Source organism: Corynebacterium sp. (assembly GCF_030538285.1).
GTDB lineage: Bacteria > Actinomycetota > Actinomycetes > Mycobacteriales > Mycobacteriaceae > Corynebacterium.
Genome location: NZ_JAUNUG010000028.1, coordinates 20,850 through 39,295 on the forward strand (window position 1 = coordinate 20,850; position 18,446 = coordinate 39,295).

General features: G+C 66.3%; 18 protein-coding genes. 16 read left to right on the top strand and 2 right to left on the bottom strand.

Annotated features, from left to right (window positions below):
* Nucleotides 1-89: 89 nt before the first annotated feature.
* A complete protein-coding gene (locus Q4G50_RS09955; RefSeq protein ID WP_303377509.1) occupies nucleotides 90-965 on the bottom strand; it encodes a neutral zinc metallopeptidase in 876 nt (291 codons plus the stop codon).
* 132 nt (nucleotides 966-1,097) lie between these two features.
* On the opposite strand from Q4G50_RS09955, the gene aspS reads away from it, so the two are divergent.
* The 16 genes from aspS to Q4G50_RS10035 all read left to right on the top strand — a co-directional run bounded on the left by aspS (nucleotide 1,098) and on the right by Q4G50_RS10035 (nucleotide 17,854).
* Complete coding sequence (gene aspS, locus Q4G50_RS09960) at nucleotides 1,098-2,900, top strand: aspartate--tRNA ligase (RefSeq protein ID WP_303377510.1); 1,803 nt, start codon at nucleotides 1,098-1,100, stop codon at nucleotides 2,898-2,900.
* A 3-nt stretch (nucleotides 2,901-2,903) separates the two neighbouring features.
* The gene (locus Q4G50_RS09965) at nucleotides 2,904-4,124 is read left to right on the top strand and encodes a phosphotransferase family protein (protein WP_303377511.1); all 1,221 of its coding nucleotides are present in this window, start codon (nucleotides 2,904-2,906) and stop codon (nucleotides 4,122-4,124) included.
* Nucleotides 4,124-5,467, top strand: coding sequence for a replication-associated recombination protein A (locus Q4G50_RS09970; protein WP_303377512.1), 1,344 nt, complete (start codon nucleotides 4,124-4,126; stop codon nucleotides 5,465-5,467). Before Q4G50_RS09965 ends, Q4G50_RS09970 begins: the two co-directional genes overlap by 1 nt.
* A gap of 78 nt (nucleotides 5,468-5,545) precedes the next feature.
* Nucleotides 5,546-8,212, top strand: coding sequence for an alanine--tRNA ligase (gene alaS, locus Q4G50_RS09975; protein WP_303377513.1), 2,667 nt, complete (start codon nucleotides 5,546-5,548; stop codon nucleotides 8,210-8,212).
* A gap of 191 nt (nucleotides 8,213-8,403) precedes the next feature.
* Entirely contained in the window at nucleotides 8,404-8,910 is a 507-nt protein-coding gene (gene ruvX, locus Q4G50_RS09980; RefSeq protein ID WP_303377514.1) for a Holliday junction resolvase RuvX, read from the top strand.
* A complete protein-coding gene (gene mltG / locus Q4G50_RS09985; RefSeq protein ID WP_303377515.1) occupies nucleotides 8,907-10,103 on the top strand; it encodes an endolytic transglycosylase MltG in 1,197 nt (398 codons plus the stop codon). The genes ruvX and mltG overlap by 4 nt, the downstream gene beginning before the upstream one ends.
* The gene (locus Q4G50_RS09990; protein ID WP_303377516.1) at nucleotides 10,100-10,942 is read left to right on the top strand and encodes a shikimate dehydrogenase; all 843 of its coding nucleotides are present in this window, start codon (nucleotides 10,100-10,102) and stop codon (nucleotides 10,940-10,942) included. Before mltG ends, Q4G50_RS09990 begins: the two co-directional genes overlap by 4 nt.
* A gap of 10 nt (nucleotides 10,943-10,952) precedes the next feature.
* Nucleotides 10,953-11,351 carry a prepilin peptidase gene (locus tag Q4G50_RS09995; protein WP_303377517.1) on the top strand — a complete coding sequence of 133 codons (399 nt, stop codon included), beginning with the start codon at nucleotides 10,953-10,955 and terminating at the stop codon, nucleotides 11,349-11,351.
* 30 nt (nucleotides 11,352-11,381) lie between these two features.
* Entirely contained in the window at nucleotides 11,382-12,596 is a 1,215-nt protein-coding gene (gene aroC / locus Q4G50_RS10000; RefSeq protein ID WP_303377518.1) for a chorismate synthase, read from the top strand.
* On the top strand, nucleotides 12,593-13,117 hold the full coding sequence (locus Q4G50_RS10005) for a shikimate kinase (RefSeq protein WP_303377519.1): 525 nt from the start codon (nucleotides 12,593-12,595) through the stop codon (nucleotides 13,115-13,117). The genes aroC and Q4G50_RS10005 overlap by 4 nt, the downstream gene beginning before the upstream one ends.
* A gap of 11 nt (nucleotides 13,118-13,128) precedes the next feature.
* The gene (gene aroB / locus Q4G50_RS10010) at nucleotides 13,129-14,202 is read left to right on the top strand and encodes a 3-dehydroquinate synthase (protein WP_303377520.1); all 1,074 of its coding nucleotides are present in this window, start codon (nucleotides 13,129-13,131) and stop codon (nucleotides 14,200-14,202) included.
* A gap of 3 nt (nucleotides 14,203-14,205) precedes the next feature.
* A complete protein-coding gene (gene aroQ, locus Q4G50_RS10015; protein WP_303377521.1) occupies nucleotides 14,206-14,628 on the top strand; it encodes a type II 3-dehydroquinate dehydratase in 423 nt (140 codons plus the stop codon).
* A gap of 41 nt (nucleotides 14,629-14,669) precedes the next feature.
* Nucleotides 14,670-15,761 carry an aminopeptidase P family protein gene (locus Q4G50_RS10020; RefSeq protein WP_303377522.1) on the top strand — a complete coding sequence of 364 codons (1,092 nt, stop codon included), beginning with the start codon at nucleotides 14,670-14,672 and terminating at the stop codon, nucleotides 15,759-15,761.
* 42 nt (nucleotides 15,762-15,803) lie between these two features.
* The gene (efp, locus tag Q4G50_RS10025; protein WP_303377523.1) at nucleotides 15,804-16,367 is read left to right on the top strand and encodes an elongation factor P; all 564 of its coding nucleotides are present in this window, start codon (nucleotides 15,804-15,806) and stop codon (nucleotides 16,365-16,367) included.
* 7 nt (nucleotides 16,368-16,374) lie between these two features.
* Nucleotides 16,375-16,983, top strand: coding sequence for a transcription antitermination factor NusB (gene nusB / locus Q4G50_RS10030; protein ID WP_303377524.1), 609 nt, complete (start codon nucleotides 16,375-16,377; stop codon nucleotides 16,981-16,983).
* Nucleotides 16,984-17,002: 19 nt separating this feature from the next.
* Nucleotides 17,003-17,854 carry a PPK2 family polyphosphate kinase gene (locus tag Q4G50_RS10035; protein ID WP_303377525.1) on the top strand — a complete coding sequence of 284 codons (852 nt, stop codon included), beginning with the start codon at nucleotides 17,003-17,005 and terminating at the stop codon, nucleotides 17,852-17,854.
* A gap of 248 nt (nucleotides 17,855-18,102) precedes the next feature.
* On the opposite strand, the gene Q4G50_RS10040 is transcribed toward Q4G50_RS10035, so the two are convergent.
* A partial coding sequence (locus Q4G50_RS10040; RefSeq protein WP_303377526.1) for an integrase core domain-containing protein occupies nucleotides 18,103-18,446 on the bottom strand: 344 nt, incomplete at its 5' end.

The following is an 18,446-nucleotide window of genomic DNA, read 5'->3' on the forward strand; positions in this document are numbered from 1 at the left end:
CTTCTACACCCACCCGCCCCGGGGGGGGGGGGGCGGGCGGCCCCCCCCCCCCCACGATCGCGAACCCCGAGGGGACGTCAGCGGCAGACCTAGACGTTGTACTCGCGCACCCCCAGGGTGTCGCAGGCGGCCATGTTGCCCTCGCGGTAGCCGGTGAGCAGAGCGTTTTGGCGCTGCTCGGAGGACCCGTGGGTCCACAGGTCGGGGCGGACCTCACCGCCGGTGCGGCGCTGGATGTTGTCGTCGCCGACGGCGCGGGCGGTGTCGATGGCACCCTGGACCTGCTCCTCGGTGATGGGCTCCAGAAGCGCGTTTTCTCCCTTGTCAGCGTGGGCGATCCACATGCCGGCGTAGCAGTCAGCCTGGAGCTCGACCTTCACGGCGTCGGAATCCTCGCCGGGGTCGTTGTAGTTCGACATGGACAGGGTGCCCTCGAGCTGCTGGACGTGGTGGGCGAACTCGTGGGCGACGATGTACATCTGGGCCAGCGGCGCGTTGGTTCCGCCGAGGCGCTCGAGCTGCTCAAAGAAGGACACGTCGAAATACGCGCCCTGGTCAGCGGGGCAGTAGAAGGGGCCGGTCTGGGCGGAAGCCATGCCGCAGCCGGACTGGACGGTGTTCTCGAACACGACGAGCAGCGGCTCGGTGTACTCGATTCCGGCCTGCTCAGGCAGTAGGGTCTGCCACATCTGGTCGACGGACACTGCCGCCGCCTCAACGCGGCAGTCGGTGTATTCGTTGGCATCCTCTAGCGTCTCGCAGTGCTCCAGGGTTCCAGAGGGCTGGCCCTGCTGGCCACCGCCGGTGATCTGGCCGAGGTCGCTCGGGTTTCCACCGAAGAGCAGGAACAGACCGATGAGGAGGAGGGAGCCGAGGCCGCCGCCCGCGGCGATGGTGCCGCCACGGCCACCGCCGGTGCGGGCGCGGCGACCGCCGGTGTAGTTGGCGTCTTTACGGAATGTCATGTGTCGATAATGCCATAGATCACACACGTGGGCGGGTGGGTGGAACGGTGAGTTTTCGGGCGGGGTAGACTCCACCGGAGAACAAGACTGACCTCTCCTTTTCGACAATCCCTGGAAGGACGTAGAACGAACGTGCTGCGCACTCACCTCGCGGGCGACCTCCGCAAAGAAACCGCTGGCCAGACCGTGACTCTGACAGGCTGGGTGGCCCGTCGTCGCGACCATGGCGGCGTCATCTTCATCGATCTGCGCGACCGCTCCGGCCTGGCCCAGGTGGTCTTCCGTGAGTCGGATGTCGCCGAGCGTGCCCACGATCTGCGTTCCGAGTACTGCATCCAGGTCACCGGCGTGGTCGAGCCGCGCCCGGAGGGCTCGGAGAACCCGAACCTGGCCTCCGGTGAGATTGAGCTCAACGTCACTGAGCTCAATGTCCTCAACAAGGCCGCCGCGCTGCCTTTCCAGATCGATGACTCCTCCCAGGGTGGAGAGGTCGGCGAGGAGGCACGCCTGAAGTACCGCTACCTTGATCTGCGCCGTGAGCGCCAGGCGCAGGCACTGCGTCTGCGGTCCCGTGCCAACCAGGCGGCCCGCCGCGTTCTGGACAACCATGAGTTCACCGAGATCGAGACCCCGACGCTCACCCGTTCCACCCCGGAGGGCGCGCGTGACTTCCTGGTGCCGGCGCGCTTGAAGCCGGGTTCCTTCTACGCTCTGCCGCAGTCCCCGCAGCTGTTCAAGCAGCTGCTCATGGTGGCTGGCATGGAGCGCTACTACCAGATCGCCCGCTGCTACCGTGATGAGGATTTCCGCGCGGACCGCCAGCCGGAGTTCACTCAGCTGGACGTCGAGATGAGCTTCGTTGACCAGGATGATGTTATCGCTCTGGCGGAGGAGATCCTCGTCGAGCTGTGGAAGCTCATTGGCTACGAGATCACCACTCCGATCCCGCGGATGACCTACGCCGAGGCGATGCGTCGCTACGGTTCTGATAAGCCGGACCTGCGTTTCGACATTGAAATCACCGAGTGCACCGAGTTCTTCGCGGACACCTCTTTCCGCGTGTTCAAGAACGAGTACGTCGGCGCCGTCGTCATGGAAGGTGGCGCCTCCCAGCCGCGTCGCCAGCTCGACGCGTGGCAGGAGTGGGCCAAGCAGCGCGGCGCCAAAGGCCTCGCGTACATCCTCGTGGGTGAGGACGGGGAGCTTGGTGGCCCCGTCGCCAAGAACATCACCGACCAAGAGCGCGCCGGCATCGCCGAGCACGTCGGCGCCAAGCCGGGCGACGCCATTTTCTTCGCCGCCGGTGAGACCAAGTCCTCCCGCGCGCTGCTCGGTGCGGCCCGCGGGGAGATCGCCAACAAGCTGGGCCTGATCAAGGAAGGCGACTGGGCTTTCACCTGGGTCGTCGATGCCCCGCTGTTCGAGTCCGCAGCCGATGCCACCGCCTCCGGCGACGTCGCCCTGGGTCACTCGAAGTGGACCGCCGTCCACCACGCTTTCACCTCCCCGAAGCCGGAGTGGAAGGACACCTTCGATCAGACCCCGGGTGAGGCCACTGCCTATGCCTACGACATCGTCTGCAACGGCAACGAGATCGGTGGCGGTTCCATTCGTATCCACGAGCGCGACGTGCAGGAGCGTGTCTTCGACGTCATGGGCATCACCCCGGAGGAGGCGCAGGAGAAGTTCGGCTTCCTTCTCGACGCCTTCGCCTTCGGTGCCCCGCCGCACGGTGGTATCGCCTTCGGCTGGGACCGTATCGTCTCTCTGCTCGGCGGCTTCGACTCCATCCGCGACGTCATTGCGTTCCCGAAGTCCGGTGGCGGCGTCGATCCGCTCACTGAGGCCCCGGCCCCGATCACCGCGCAGCAGCGCAAGGAGGCGGGTATCGACGCCAAGCCCGCCAAGCCTGCAGCCAAGGAGCAGAAGGCCTAAGTAATGCTCAATCACGCCGACATCGTCGACATCGCGGAGGATCTGCTCTCGAAGCGTTTCGGGGGCAGCCAGCAGCTGTCTGAGATCACCCAGTTGAGTGGATCCGGCAGTGCGGTGGTCCTGCGCGCGCGTGTCGCGTCGTCGCCGTTCCTGCAGCAGCGTTCGGTGATCCTCAAGTTTGTCCCCGAGACGGGCGACACGCTGGATGACGCCGCGCTGGTCCGTGAGATCGTCTCGTACCAGTTCACCACCTCCCTTTCGGAGGAGGTCCGCCCGGGCCCGGTGATGCTGGCTTATGACGTGGCGCAGCGCATCATCGTCATCACGGATTCCGGGGACGGTGATACTTTCGCCGATCTGCTGGAGTTGCAGGACCCGGAGCGTCGGGTGTCCATCCTGCGTAACCTCGGTTCCGCGCTGGGCCGCATGCATGCGGGTACCGCGGAGCGGGAGCAGGATTTCAATATCCTGTTGTCTCGGATGTTGCGGCAGTATCCGGAGTCCGGTGAGATCCAGGAGCTTCGCGACGCCGCGCTCATCCAGGCTATCGAGCTCGGCGAGGAGCTGCTGCGTAGCGCCGGTATTGAGATCCCGGAGCTGGTCAGCCAGTTTGCCGCGGATGGTCGGCACCGCCTGCTGGCCGCCCATCACCGGGCGTTCACGCCTTTTGATCTGTCGCCGGACAACATCATCGTGGCGGAGAAGACCCATTTCCTCGACTATGAGTGGGCGGGTTTCCGCGATGTCTCCTTCGACCTGGCGTGTGTCATCGCCGGGTTCCCGCAGTTCCTGTTCAGCCACCCGATCACCGATGATGAGGCCGATGTCTTCATCGAGGCGTGGTCACATGAGGTAAATACCCTGTGGCCGAATGTGCGCAACGAGGCTCACCTGCACTCGCGCATTATGGCGGCACTGTTGGGTTGGGCGTTGTCGAGTGTGTCGCTGCTGCACTTCGGTTCGATGTCGGCGGCAGTATCGGTGCTGCATGAGTCCGGTGAGGATCCGGTGGATCCCTCATCAATGGACGGCGTCGCTGACCTGCTGCGCCCGGCTTCCCACGGTCCGTTCAGCCCGGAGGAGCTGGTCGTACGCCGCGACATCTTCGAGACTTTCGAGGCGTTGGCCCGCTATGCCGCCCGCGGGGTCGATCCCTCCTACGGAGTCATCGCCGCCTTCAGTCAGGAGATCGCGGACCGTGTGGCCGAGCCGGGCCTGCGTTAATGGCCCAGGACGCGCTTTTCGACGACGGCCCCGTCGACGATTCCCACGGCTCCGACTTCTTCCGCGCGGGTGATCACGCCCCGCTGGCGGCGCGCATGCGCCCGCGCACCCTCGACGAGGTGGCGGGGCAGGAGCACCTGCTCGGCCCCGGCCGCCCGCTGCGTCGTCTCATCGAGGGCTCCGGCGAGGCCTCGGTCATCCTCTACGGCCCGCCCGGCACGGGTAAGACGACGATCGCCTCGCTCATTTCCACCGCGACTAGCCAGAACTTCGTCGGCCTCTCGGCGCTGAATTCGGGTGTCAAGCAGGTCCGCGAGGTCATCGACCGGGCCCGGCGCGACCTCATCCACGGCCAACGCACCGTCCTGTTCATCGACGAGGTCCACCGCTTCTCCAAGACCCAGCAGGACGCCCTGCTCGCTGCGGTGGAAAACCGCACCGTGCTTCTCGTGGCCGCCACCACGGAAAACCCCTCCTTCTCCGTCGTGGCGCCGCTGCTGTCGCGCTCGCTGCTCCTGCAGCTCAAACCTCTGGACGACACAGCTGTTCGCGACGTCCTCAACCGCGCGCTCACAGATGAGCGCGGGCTCGCCAGTCGCGTGCTTATCGACGCCGACGCCCTCGACCAACTCGTCCTCCTCGCCGGAGGCGACGCCCGAAGGGCGCTGACCTACTTGGAGGCGGCGGCGGAAGCGGTGAGTGAGGGGGCGTCGATAAGCATCGATGTCATCCGGGACAACGTCAACCGGGCCGTCGTACGCTATGACCGCGACGGGGATCAGCATTATGACGTGGTCAGCGCGTTCATCAAGTCCATCCGTGGTTCGGATGTCGACGCCGCGCTGCACTACCTGGCCCGCATGATCGAGGCGGGGGAGGACCCGCGTTTCATCGCCCGGCGCCTGGTCATCGCGGCGAGCGAGGAGATCGCCATGGCCGATCCCACCGCCCTGCACACTGCCGTCGCGGCGGCGCAGGCGGTAGCCATGATCGGTATGCCCGAGGCACGACTCACCCTGGCGCAGGCGACCGTCCACCTGGCGACGGCCCCGAAATCCAACGCGGTCTACGAGGCGATCAACAAGGCGCAGGCCGACATCCGGGAAGGCAAGATCGGGCACGTACCGCCGCACCTGCGTGACGGCCATTATGAGGGTGCGAAGAAACTCGGACACGCGGTCGGCTACGTCTACCCGCACGATGATCCGCGTGGTGTGGTCACTCAGCAGTACCTTCCCGAGGAGCTTGCCGACGCCGTCTACTACCGCCCTAAGGAAGCCGGCGCGGAGAAGCGGATCGCCGACTACATCGGGCGGCTACGCAGGATCGTGCGGGGGAAGTAGTCCGGCTGCAGGGCGGGCGGGGACAGGGGGTAGAGTAGGACGCTGTTAAAGCAGCTGCCCTAGGAAAGGACACCCCGCGTGCAGACCCATGAGATCCGGGAGCGTTTCACCCAGCACTTCGTCGACGCCGGTCACGAGGCCGTGCCGAGCGCGTCGCTGATTCTCGAGGACCCGGACCTGCTCTTCGTCAACGCGGGCATGGTGCCCTTCAAGCCCTACTTCCTGGGCGAGCAGAACCCGCCGTTTGCCAACGGCACGGCGACGTCGATCCAGAAGTGCGTGCGCACCCTCGACATCGAGGAGGTGGGCATCACCACCCGCCACAACACCTTCTTCCAGATGGCCGGCAACTTCTCCTTCGGCCAGTACTTCAAGGAAGGTGCGATCAAGCACGCCTGGGCGCTGCTGACCAACCCGATCGACAAGGGCGGCTACGGCCTGGACCCGCAGCGCCTGTGGGTGACCGTCTACCTCGACGATGATGAGGCCGCCGGCATCTGGGAGAACGTCATCGGTGTACCGGCCGAGCGCATCCAGCGCCTGGGCATGGCCGATAACTACTGGCACATGGGCGTGCCCGGCCCGTGTGGCCCCTGCTCCGAGATCTACTACGACCGCGGCCCCGAGCACGGCGCCGAGGGCGGCCCAGCCGCCGACGACACCCGCTACCTGGAGATCTGGAACCTGGTTTTCATGGAGAAGGAGCGCGGTCAGGGCACCGGCAAGGACTCCTTCGAGATTCTCGGCGATCTGCCGAAGAAGAACATTGACACCGGCATGGGCGTGGAGCGCGTCGCCTGCCTGCTGCAAGGTGTGGACAACGTCTACGAGACCGATCTGCTGCGCCCGGTCATCGACGCTGCCGAGGAGATCACCGGCGCCAAGTACCAGGGCGACGGGTTGGACGCCATCCGCTTCCGCGTCATCGCCGACCACTCGCGCACCGGCATGATGCTCATCCTCGACGGTGTCACCCCCTCTAACGAGGGCCGGGGCTACATCCTGCGTCGTCTGCTGCGCCGCATCATCCGCTCCGCCCGTCTGCTTGGTGCTACCGGTGAGACCATGGAGCGTTTCATGACCGTCATCATGAACACCATGACGCCGTCCTACCCGGAGATCGCCGAGAACCGCGAGCGCATCATCCGCACCGCCGTCACCGAGGAACGCGCGTTCCTCAAGACCCTGGAGTCCGGCACCCACCGCTTCGACGAGGCCGCCGCCAGCATCAAGGAGCAGGGCATTACCCAGTTCTCCGGCGAGGATGCCTTCACCCTCCACGACACCTACGGTTTCCCCATCGACCTCACCTTGGAGATGGCCGCCGAGGCCGGCCTCGAGGTCGACGTCGCCGGTTTCGAGGCCGCCATGAGCGAGCAGCGCGCCCGTGCGAAGGCCGATAACCTGGCCAAGAAGCACGGCCACGCCGATGTTTCCGTCTACCGCGAGTGGGTGGACAACAACCCCACCGAGTTCGTCGGCTTCTCCGAGCTCACCGCCGACGCGAAGATCCTCGGCCTGGTCATCGACGGCCAGTCCGTCACCCACGCCACCGAGGGCGATGACGTCGAGGTCATCCTCGATGTCTCCCCGCTGTACGCCGAGTCCGGCGGCCAGACCGCCGACCGGGGCCGCCTCGTTGCCGAGGGCACGATCCTCGATGTCACCGACGTGCAGAAGATCGGCAAGAAGCTGTGGGTGCATAAGGCCCGCGTGAGCGCCGGGGGAGTGGACCTCGGCCAAGCCGTCCGCGCCGAGGTGGACGCCGATTGGCGCCACGGCGCCCGCCAGGCGCACACCGGCACCCACCTCATCCACGCCGCACTGCGCGAGGTGCTCGGCCCTACCGCCGTCCAGGCCGGTTCCCTCAACCGCCCCGGTTACCTGCGTTTCGACTTCAACTACACCGAGCAGCTCACCCCCGAGCAGCTGGCGGAGATCTCCGCCATCACCAACCAGGCCGTTGACGCCGACTTCGCCGTCAACACCATCGAGACCACCCTCGATGAGGCCAAGAAGATGGGCGCCATGGCCCTGTTCGGTGAGAATTACGGTAACGACGTCCGCGTCGTCGAGATCGGCGGCCCCTTCTCCGTCGAGCTGTGCGGCGGCACGCACACTGAGCACACCTCCCAGATCGGCCCCGTCGCCGTCCTCGGTGAGTCCTCCGTTGGCTCCGGGGCGCGGCGCATCGAGGCCTACTCCGGCCTCGACTCCTTCCGCCACCTGTCCAAGGAGGCGGCACTCGCCTCCGGTCTGGCCGCGTCGCTGAAGTCCCCGACCGAGGAGCTGCCGGAGCGCATCGCCGCTCTCACCGAGAAGCTCAAGGCCGCGGAGAAGGAGATCGCCAACCTGCACCGCCAGCAGCTCGCCTCCCAGACGGGCGCGCTTCTCGACGCCGCCGCCACCGCCGGCAAGTTCACCGTCCTCACCCACCGCCTGCCCGACGGTGTCGCGGGCGGGGACCTGCGCACTGTCGCCACCGACCTGCGCGGACGCCTGGCCGGCCAGCCTGCCGTGGTGGTGCTGGCTTCCGCCGATGGTGAGAAGCTGCCGTTTATCGTCGGCGCCACCAAGGAGGCCATCGAGCTGGGCGTGAAATCCGGCGACCTGGTCAAGGTGCTCTCCGGTTACGTCGACGGCCGCGGCGGCGGCAAGCCCGACATGGCCCAGGGCTCCGGCGCGAACCCGGCCGGCCTGGATGCTGGATTCCACGCCGTCCGCGAGGAGCTGGCCGCGCTGTAGAGGTATATCTCGTCATCTATAGGTCGAGTGGCCCCACCCCAACCGGGCGGGCCACTCGACCTATACCTGTGGAGATATACCTGCCGGGATATGCCTAGCAGCGACACGCCGCCCCTTATGTTGTTACAACGATGTGATCACGGATACCTTTAAGGCGCACCACTGATACGAACCTGAGAAAGGCCCACACGTTGAACGTCACCCCGGACACCCCCGGCGCGGACGATCCCGGTCAGGGACGCCGCATCGGCCTCGATGTCGGCACCGTCCGCATCGGCGTCGCCGTGTCCGATCGGGCCGCCACCTTGGCCACCCCCGTGGAAACTGTCCCGCGGGAAACCGGGTTCAAGGACCGCGACCAGGGTGACATTGACCGGCTGCTGGCGATCATCGACGAGTATGACGCCGTCGAGGTCGTCGTCGGCCTGCCACGCACCCTCAAGGGCCGCGGCTCCACGAGCGTCAAGCACGCCAAGGAGATCGCCTTCCGGATCAACCGGCGTCTGACGGGCGCGGGCCGTAGCATTCCCGTGCGCATGGCCGATGAGCGTTTGACCACGGTCGCCGCCACCGCCGCCCTCCGTGCCTCCGGCGTCTCGGAGAAGGCGGGCCGGAAGGTCATTGATCAGGCCGCCGCAGTGGAGATCCTCCAGTCCTGGCTCGATGCCCGAGCCGCCTACACACAGGAGCACCCATGACCACAACCACTCCGCAGCGGGGCCCCGGTGGCCGACGTATGGATTCGAAGTACGTCAAGCGTCGTCAGCGCGGTCTCGCGGTGCTCGTCGCCTCGCTCGTCCTGCTCATCGGTGCGGTGATCTACATCGGAGTGCAGATCTCCGGAGGTGACACCGTGAATGACCGTGATTTCCAGGGCAGTGGCAACGGGGTGAGCCAGCTGGTGGAGATCCCGGAGGGCTCTTCGGTGTCGCAGTTGGGTCCGGAGCTGGAGGAGCGCGGCATCGTCAAGACGGATGGTGCTTTCCAAACCGCTGCCGCCAACAATCCGGAAGCCGCCAGCATCCAGCCGGGCTTCTATCGCCTGCAGGGTGAGATGTCGGCGTCGGCTGCGGTTCAGGCGTTGCTGGATCCGGCGAATCGCGTCGAGCTGCTGGATATTCACGGTGGTTCCACGCTTCTCGACGTCAACGTGGTTGGCGGCAACTCCCGCCCCGGTATCTACACCCAGATCTCCAACGTGACCTGCACCGAGGGTTCCGAGAACTGCATCGCCGCCGAGGATCTGCAAAACGTCGGTGCCACCGCTGACCTGGCCACTCTGGGGGTCCCGGAGTGGGCCCGTGAGGCTGTCGCCGCGCGCGGCGAGGACCCGAAGCGCCTCGAAGGCCTGATCGTCCCGGGTCAGTATGTGGTCAACCCGGAGATGGACGCCCAGGAGATCCTCACCGATCTGCTCACCCGCTCGACGCAGCAGTTCAATGACACCGGCATCGTCGAGCGGGCCCGCGCCCTCGACCTGACTCCGTACGAGCTGCTCACCGCGGCGTCGTTGGTGGAGCGCGAGGCGCCGGCCGGTGACTTCGACAAGGTCGCCCGCGTCATCCTCAATCGCCTCGAGGAGCCGATGCGCCTGGAGTTCGACTCCACCGTCAACTACGGCCTGGAGGACGTCGAGGTGGCCACCACTGACGAGGACCGCGCCCAGGTCACCCCGTGGAACACCTACGCAATGGACGGCTTGCCGGAGACCCCCATCGCCGCGGCCTCCGTCGAGGCGATCACCGCCATGGAGAACCCGGCGGAGGGCAACTGGCTCTTCTTCGTCACCGTCGACCAGGACGGCACCACCGTCTTCAACGACACTTTCGAGGAGCACCTCGCCGACGTGCAGCAGGCCCTCGAATCCGGCGTCTTGGATACCAACCGATGACATTCCCGCTGGAGGCCGGTGACATCCGGAACCGCGCGGCGGTGTTGGGTTCCCCGATCGAGCATTCCCGTTCCCCGATCCTGCACAACGCCGGGTATGAGGATCTGGGGATGCACGACTGGGAGTACGCCCGCATTGAGTGCACGGCCGAGGATCTGCCGCGTATCGTCGGCGAGGCGGATGAGACCTACCGGGGCTTCTCGGTGACCATGCCCGCCAAGTTCGCGGCCTTGGAATTCGCCACCGAGGTCACCGAGCGCGCCCGGCAGATCGGTTCCGCCAATACGCTGCTGCGTATCGACAACGGCTGGCGCGCCGACAACACCGACTGCGACGGCATCACCGGCGCGCTCACCGAGCTGCTCGGCGAGCGCCTGCCGCAGACCCGTCACGCGCTGGTCATCGGTGGCGGCGGTACCGCCCGACCCGCGCTGTGGGCCCTGGCCAACGCCGGCATCACCGATATCACCGTGATCAATCGCTCCGACCGCAGCGCCGAGCTGGCCCCGCTGCTGGAACCCCACGGCGTCGAGTTCCGCTTCGCCGGCTTCGACTCGGACCTGCGGCAGGCGGCCCGCGAGGCCGAGGTCATCGTCTCCACCGTGCCGTCTGCGGCCGTCGAGGGCCATGAGCAGGACCTTGGCCACGCCCCGATCCTCGACGTCATCTATGAGCCCTGGCCCACTCCGCTCACCGTCGCGGCCGCCGCCAATGGATATCTCACCGTTGGCGGGCACATCATGCTCGCCCACCAGGCCTACGGCCAGTTCGAGCAATTCACCGGTCGCCCCGCGCCCCGTGCCGCCATGCGGCGCGCGCTGGAGGCTTCACTGCAGTAGGCTGCGGGGCATGCTCGGGGGAGCCCTTATTGTCCTGGTTGTGTGGTGCGTGGCGGTCGTGCTTTGCGACGAGCGCCACCGCCGCATCCCCGACTCCTTGACACTGCCCGCCCTGGTGGGTGCCGTGATAGGCGCGCTGCTTTCGCAGCCTGCGGTCCTACTCGGCGGGCTGGCCTGGGCGGGGCTGTATCTGCTGGGGTACGGGATCGGCGGGGGAGACGTCAAGCTCGCCGCACCGCTGGGGATCGTGGCGGCCGCGGCCGGGGGAGTGCCCGGAGTAGTGCTGGCCATCGGCATCGCCGGGTTGCTTACGGTGGGACGGGGATTGCTCCACCAGGGCCCGGTGCCCCATGGCCCGTCCATGCTGGTGGGGACGATCACTGCCACGCTAATGGGAGTCATGAGCTGATGTGTCGGCGACTCATGAGATACTGTCCGCATGCTTCGATGGACTACAGCGGGGGAATCCCACGGTCAGGCACTGGTTGCCCTGGTTGAACACATGCCCGCCGGTGTCTCCGTGACCCGGGAAGAGATCTCTGAGCAGCTGGCCCGCCGCCGACTCGGCTACGGCCGCGGCGCGCGCATGAAGTTCGAGGCCGACGAGTTGACCCTGCTCACCGGCATCCGACACGGTAAAACGCTGGGCAGCCCGATCGCGATCATGATCGGGAACACGGAGTGGCCGAAGTGGACCACCATCATGTCCGCCGACCCGGTCGACATGGATGATCCGGAGATCGCTGCCGCCATGACCTCCGGTCGGGGTGCCAAGCTCACCCGCCCGCGCCCGGGGCACGCTGATTTCGCGGGCATGATCAAGTACAACCACGATGAGGCCCGTCCGATCCTCGAGCGTTCCTCCGCCCGCGAGACCGCCGCGCGTGTGGCCGCCGCCACCGTGGCGCGTAACTTCCTGCGTGAGACCCTCGGCGTCGAGGTCTTGAGCCATGTCATCTCCATCGGGCGCTCCACACCCTACACCGGCCCGGAGCCCACCTTCGCCGACCTGGAGGCCATCGATGCTTCCCCGGTGCGCTCTTTCGGCAAGGATGCAGAAGAGTCCATGATCGCTGAGATCGAGGCCGCGAAGAAGGCCGGCGACACCCTCGGCGGCATCGTCGAGGTCGTCGTCGAAGGCCTGCCCATCGGCCTGGGTTCGCACATCTCCGGCGAGGACCGCCTCGATGCGCAGCTCGCCGCCGCACTCATGGGCATCCAGGCCATCAAGGGTGTTGAGGTCGGTGACGGCTTTGAGGAGGCGCGCCGCCGCGGCAGCGAGGCCCACGACGAGATGATCCGCACCGAGAACGGTGTGGACCGCCTGAGCAACCGCGCCGGTGGCCTGGAGGGTGGCATGACCAACGGCCAGTCCCTGCGCGTGCGCGCCGCGATGAAGCCGATCTCCACCGTCCCGCGTGCGCTGAAAACCGTCGACATGACCGATGGCTCCGCCGCCACCGGCATCCACCAGCGTTCCGACGTCTGTGCCGTCCCCGCCGCCGGTGTCGTCGCCGAGGCCATGGTGGCACTTGTCCTGGCCCGTGCCGTGCTGGAGAAGTTCGGCGGTGACTCGGTGAGCGAAACGCGCCGTAACATTGAGGGCTACCTGGCGTACGTCGATAAGCGACTGGCTTTCGGGGAGGAACAGTGACCGACGTCTGCCACACCAGCCCCCAGGTGGTGCTGGTCGGCCCGCCCGGGGCCGGGAAATCCACCATCGGACGCCGCTTGGCGCGGGCCCTGTCCCTGCCGCTCGTCGATTCGGACCACCTCATCGAAGAGGAGACCGGGAAGTCCTGCGGTGATGTCTTCAGCGAGCTCGGCGAACCTGCCTTCCGCGAACTGGAGGCCCGCCACGTCGCCGATGCCCTGCACACCGGTGGGGTAGTCAGCCTCGGCGGGGGAGCGGTGCTCACCGAATCTACCCGTGACCTGCTCCATGAGCACTGCGTGGTGTGGATCGACGTCTCGGCGGATGAGGGCGTGCGCCGCACCGCGCATGAGGCGACCCGCCCGGTCCTGGCCGCCGACGACCCGGCCGCGCACTACCGCACCCTGCTGGAAAACCGCGCGCCGCTCTACCATGATGTGGCGGACTTCCGCGTGCGCACCGATGGGCGTACCCCCCAGCAGTCCGTCGCCGATATTCTCGGCTTCCTCGACTCTCTTTAAGGATCCAGCAGATGACCATCATCGACGTCAACGGCCCCGCCCCCTACCAGGTCACCATCGATCACGATCTTGACTCCGCTGTCGCCGACGCCGCGGCCGCCACCGGCGCCGCCAAGGTGATGGTCATCCACCAGCCCACACTTATCGCCCCTGCTGAGAAGCTCGGCAACGCGCTCATCGAGCGGGGCCTGGAAGCCGTGCTCGTCGAGGTGCCTGACGCCGAGGACGGCAAGACCCTCCAGGTCGCCGGCGATCTGTGGGACAAGCTGGGGGAGGAGACCTTCGGGCGTCGTGACGCGATCATTGGCCTCGGTGGAGGTGCCGTCACGGACCTCGCCGGTTATGTCGCCGCTGCCTGGATGCGCGGCATTAAGGTCATCCAGGTGCCTACCACGCTGCTGGCGATGGTCGATGCGGCGGTGGGTGGCAAGACCGGCATTAACACCGCCGCCGGCAAGAACCTCGTCGGCGCTTTCCACGAGCCGACGGCCGTGTTCATCGATCTGGATCGCCTGGCCACGCTACCCATGGAAGAACTTATTGCGGGTTCCGCCGAGATCATCAAGACCGGTTTCATCGCTGACGAGCTCATTCTCGAGCGCTATGAATCCGATCCCGTCGCCTGCCTGCGTGCCGACGGCCACCTGCCCGAACTCATCGCCCGCTCCGTCGCGGTTAAGGCCCAGGTCGTCGGCGAGGACCTCAAGGAATCCGGCCTGCGGGAGATCCTCAACTACGGCCACACCTTCGGCCACGCCGTCGAACTGCGCGAGAACTACCGCTGGCGCCACGGCCATGCTGTCGCCGTCGGCATGATGTTCATCGCCCGGCTCGCGCAGGCTCGTTCGCTTATCGACGCCGACCTCGTCGCCCGACACCACCACATCCTGGAGGCCATCGGCCTGCCCACCACCTACCCGGGCGGTCATTTCGAGGAGCTGTATGCCGCGATGACCCGCGACAAGAAGAACCGTGACGGCAACATCCGCTTCGTGGCTCTGACCGGTGTGGGTCGAACCACCCGCCTCGAGGGGCCGACGATGGCGGAGCTTGAGGCCGCCTACGCCGCAATCTCGGAAGGCTAAGGCATGAAGATCCTCGTTCTTAACGGCCCCAACCTCAACCGCCTGGGCAAGCGCCAACCGGAGGTATATGGGACGACGACGCTCGCGGACGTCGAGAAGCTCATCGGCGAGCGGGCGGGTGAGCTCGGCGTCGACGTCGAGTGCCGCCAGTCCAACCACGAGGGCGAACTCATTGACTGGGTGCACGAGGCCGCCGACCACGGCTGGCCCGTCATCATCAACCCCGGCGGGTTCACCCACACCTCCGTTGCTCTGCGTGACGCGCTCGTGGAGGTGGATCAGTTCATCGAGGTGCACATCTCCAACGTGCACGCCCGGGAGCCTTTCCGCACGCACTCCTACCTCTCGCCGATCGCCCGCGGGGTCATTGCCGGGTTGGGCGTACACGGTTACCTGCTCGCCATGGACGCCCTGGCAAGCAGCTAGTGTGGTGGGGAAACACCCCACGACACCTGCTGGAGGGCCACATGGCATACGCGGACACCCGATTCCTCACCCGACGACGCGCACTCTCGGCGCGACTGGCCGGCATGCGTATCGACGAAATGCTGGTGACCAACCTCAACCACGTGCGCTACCTTTCCGGCTTCTCCGGATCGCAGGGCGCGCTGGTGCTGGCGAAGGATCTCACCGCGGAAATCGCCACCGACGGCCGTTACACCACGCAGATCGCCGAAGAGGTCCCGGACATCGAGGCCATCATCGAACGCCCCTCCGCCCAGGCGCTGCTGCGGCGCATCGAGGGCCCGCGGCGTGTCGGCTTCGAGGCCTCCTACGTCTCGGTCGCCGAGCTGGAGAAGCTGCAGGAAGCCTGCCATGAGGACGTCACGCTCGTGCCCGTCACCGGGGTCATCGAGGAGATCCGTCTGACCAAGGACAACACAGAACGTCTGCGGCTCATCGAGGTCGCCGAGCTGGCCTCCCAGGCCTTCGAGGACCTCATCGCCGCCGGTGAGCTCGCCGTCGGCCGCTCCGAGCGCGATATCGCCGCCGACCTCGAGCACCGCATGCGTCGCCTCGGTGCCGAGCGCCCTTCCTTTGACACCATCGTCGCCTCCGGGCCGAACACCGCCAAGCCGCACCACACCGCCGGGGATCGCATCCTGCGCCGCGGTGACCTGGTCATCATGGACTTCGGTGCGCACTCCCGCGCCTTCAACTCCGACATGACCCGCACCGTGGCCATGGGCGAGGCCGATGAGTTCACCCGCGAGGTCTACGACATTGTCCTGCGCGCCCAGCTCGCCGGCATCGAGGCCGCCACCCCCGGCACCCGGCTGGTCGACGTCGACGCCGCCGCCCGCTCCGTCATCGAAGACGCCGGCTACGGCGAGTACTTCGTCCACTCCACCGGCCACGGCATCGGCCTCGAGGTCCACGAGGGCCCGTGGGCGTCCCAACATGGGGAGGGCACCCTCGCTGAGCACATGACCCTGACCATCGAGCCGGGCATCTACGTCCCGGGCCGCGGTGGAGTGCGCATCGAGGACACGGTGCTGATCACCCAGGGACCGGCGCGCATCATCACCCCGGCGAGTAAGGAACTGCGGGTGGTGTAGGCTGATTAGGTCAATTCACCGGACTCACTAGGGAGACACTTCGTGGCATCCACCGCCGACTTCAAGAACGGCCTCGTCCTCAAGGTCGATGGCAAGCTCCAGCAGATCGTCGAGTTCCAGCACGTGAAGCCGGGCAAGGGCCCCGCTTTCGTGCGCACCAAGCTCAAGGACGTCGTCACCGGCAAGAACGTCGACAAGACCTGGAACGCCGGCGTCAAGGTCGAGACCGCCACCGTCGACCGCCGCGACATGACCTACCTGTACAACGACGGCACCTCCTATGTCGTCATGGACGACAAGAACTACGAGCAGGTCGAGCTCAGCCCGGAGAAGTTCGGCGAGGCCGCCCAGTTCCTCCTGGAGAACATGCGCGTCCAGGTCTCCTTCCACGAGGGTGAGGCACTGTTTGCCGAGCTGCCGATCTCCGTTGACCTGGAGATCACCCACACCGAGCCGGGCCTGCAGGGCGACCGCTCCACCGGTGGCACCAAGCCGGCCACCCTCGAGTCCGGCGCCGAGATCCAGGTCCCGCTGTTCCTGGAGACCGGCAACGTCGTCAAGGTGGACACCCGCTCCGGCGAGTACCTCTCCCGCGTCAACAACTAGGCCCGCGTTGACTGAGACTGACAAGGACCGCGACTGGCGTCGCCACGGCGCCCGCTACCGTGCGCGCCGCCGCGCCGTCGATATCCTCTTTGAGGCCGAAGCCCGCGACATCGACCCCGTCGCGATCGTCGAGGACCGCGTGGAGCTTTCGCGTCTGGGCGAAGCCGTGGCTCCCATCGCCTCCTATACGCGCGACATCGTCGCGGGTGCCGCTGAGGAACTCGACCGCATCGACGAAACGATCGAGCGCTACCTCGCCGAGGACTGGGAACTCAACCGCCTGCCCGCCGTCGACCGCGCCATCCTGCGCGTCGGCGTGTGGGAGATCCTCTTCAACGACGAGGTTGACGGCGCGACCTCCGTCGTCGAGGGCGTCGAGCTAGCCAGCCAATACGGCTCCGATGTGGCGCCGCCCTACATTCACGCCGTGCTGGACGACGTCGTCCAGCAGGCCTCCGAGCTCAATCCCTTCGGTGAGCCCGAGCCGGTCTTCGATGCCGACGCCGACCCCGAGTTCGCCCCGGAAGAGCCGGGTACGGACGCGCAGCCGCGTCCCGCCTCCGCGGCTGATCCGGGACCCGGGCCGACCCGCTCGCCGGATTCGCCTGACGTGTAGTTTCATTAACATCGTGGGTATGGATCAATTCACGATGGACGAAGCCCTCTCCCACCGCGTCGGCGAAGATTTTTCTCTGGCCGACGTCGACCCCACCTCCACACCCGGTTTTGAATGGGACAAGGAGGACTGGGAGCGCGAGTTCCACGAGCACGATGACGAACTCGACGAGCTGCAGGAAAAACTCTTCGCCAACGGCCGGGCTGGGGTGCCCGGCACCGGCGCGGTGCTGCTCATTCTGCAGGGCATGGACACCTCCGGCAAAGGTGGTGTCATCCGCCACGTCTTCCGCGCCTTCGACCCACAGGCGCTGAAGATCAAGGCCTTCGGCGCGCCGACCGCCGAGGAGCGCATGCACGACTTCCTCTGGCGCGTGCGCCCGCACGAGCCGGCCGTGGGCCAGATTGCCGTGTTCGACCGCTCCCACTACGAGGACGTGCTCATCCAGCGCGTGCGCGAGATGGCGCCGCCGGAGGAGATCGAGCGGCGCTACGACGCCATCGTCGACTTCGAGCGCGAGATGGCCAGCCGCAACGTGAAGATCATCAAGGTGATGCTGCACATCTCAAAGGATTTCCAGAAGGAGAACCTCATCGAGCGGCTGGAGAACCCTGACAAGCACTGGAAGTTCGAACCCGGTGATCTCGATGAGCGCGAGATGTGGGACGAATACCAGAAGGCCTATGAGATCGCGATGAAGCGCACCTCCACGGACTTCGCCCCGTGGTACGCCATCCCGGGCGACCGGAAGAAGTACGCCCGCATGGCCGTGAAGTACCTCGTGCTTGATGCGCTGCGATCGATGAACCTGTCTTGGCCGCCCGCCGACTTCAACGTCGAGTTGGAGCTGGAGCGGGCGAAGAGGTCCTAGCTGGGCGGAAACGAAGGCCGCGAAGCCCCCTTCCGAATGGGCAGATTTAGGTGGTGGATGCACCATTCCCTGTTAGGAATGGCCATGGCATCCACACGATACAAGCATGCTGGCCAACAGACACGGGCTCGATGGAGAAAACACGCGGCTGCTAACGCATTACGGGTGCTGCCGGCTCGGGTAGCCGCAGAGGAACTGGAATCAGACCGTCAAGCCCCGAGTTTTGTAGAGGGTCATTTACTTGTTGATCAGGCTGCGTGAGCCTGAAGAGTTTTCCGTTCCTGATGTGCCTCCCTCGGCGGGCGATAACCCAACGAGGAGTGCAGCCGGCGGTTGTTGTACCACCCGATCCACTTCGAGGATTCCACGAGAACATCCGTTAATGTCGGCAAGGTTCTGCGGTCGATCAGCTCAGCCTTGAACACCGAATTCAGTGCCTCGGCCATCGCGTTATCGTAGGAATCCCCACGTGATCCGACGGAAGCCACGACCTCGGACTCGGAAAGGGCCTCACCGTAGACAACCGAGCGGTACTGCATGTTAGGGACGTGCGTCCAGTAGCAGTGTTCTGACGAATCGATAGCACCCGGAT

Coding starts and splice junctions, on each gene's coding strand:
- Q4G50_RS09965 (WP_303377511.1), top strand. CDS start 2,904: ATGCTCAATCACGCCGACATCGTCGACATCGCGGAGGATCTGCTCTCG.
- mltG (WP_303377515.1), top strand. CDS start 8,907: ATGACCACAACCACTCCGCAGCGGGGCCCCGGTGGCCGACGTATGGAT.
- Q4G50_RS10035 (WP_303377525.1), top strand. CDS start 17,003: ATGGATCAATTCACGATGGACGAAGCCCTCTCCCACCGCGTCGGCGAA.
- aroB (WP_303377520.1), top strand. CDS start 13,129: ATGACCATCATCGACGTCAACGGCCCCGCCCCCTACCAGGTCACCATC.
- Q4G50_RS10020 (WP_303377522.1), top strand. CDS start 14,670: ATGGCATACGCGGACACCCGATTCCTCACCCGACGACGCGCACTCTCG.
- Q4G50_RS09990 (WP_303377516.1), top strand. CDS start 10,100: ATGACATTCCCGCTGGAGGCCGGTGACATCCGGAACCGCGCGGCGGTG.
- aroC (WP_303377518.1), top strand. CDS start 11,382: ATGCTTCGATGGACTACAGCGGGGGAATCCCACGGTCAGGCACTGGTT.
- Q4G50_RS09970 (WP_303377512.1), top strand. CDS start 4,124: ATGGCCCAGGACGCGCTTTTCGACGACGGCCCCGTCGACGATTCCCAC.
- aroQ (WP_303377521.1), top strand. CDS start 14,206: ATGAAGATCCTCGTTCTTAACGGCCCCAACCTCAACCGCCTGGGCAAG.
- Q4G50_RS09955 (WP_303377509.1), bottom strand. CDS start 965: ATGACATTCCGTAAAGACGCCAACTACACCGGCGGTCGCCGCGCCCGC.
- Q4G50_RS09995 (WP_303377517.1), top strand. CDS start 10,953: ATGCTCGGGGGAGCCCTTATTGTCCTGGTTGTGTGGTGCGTGGCGGTC.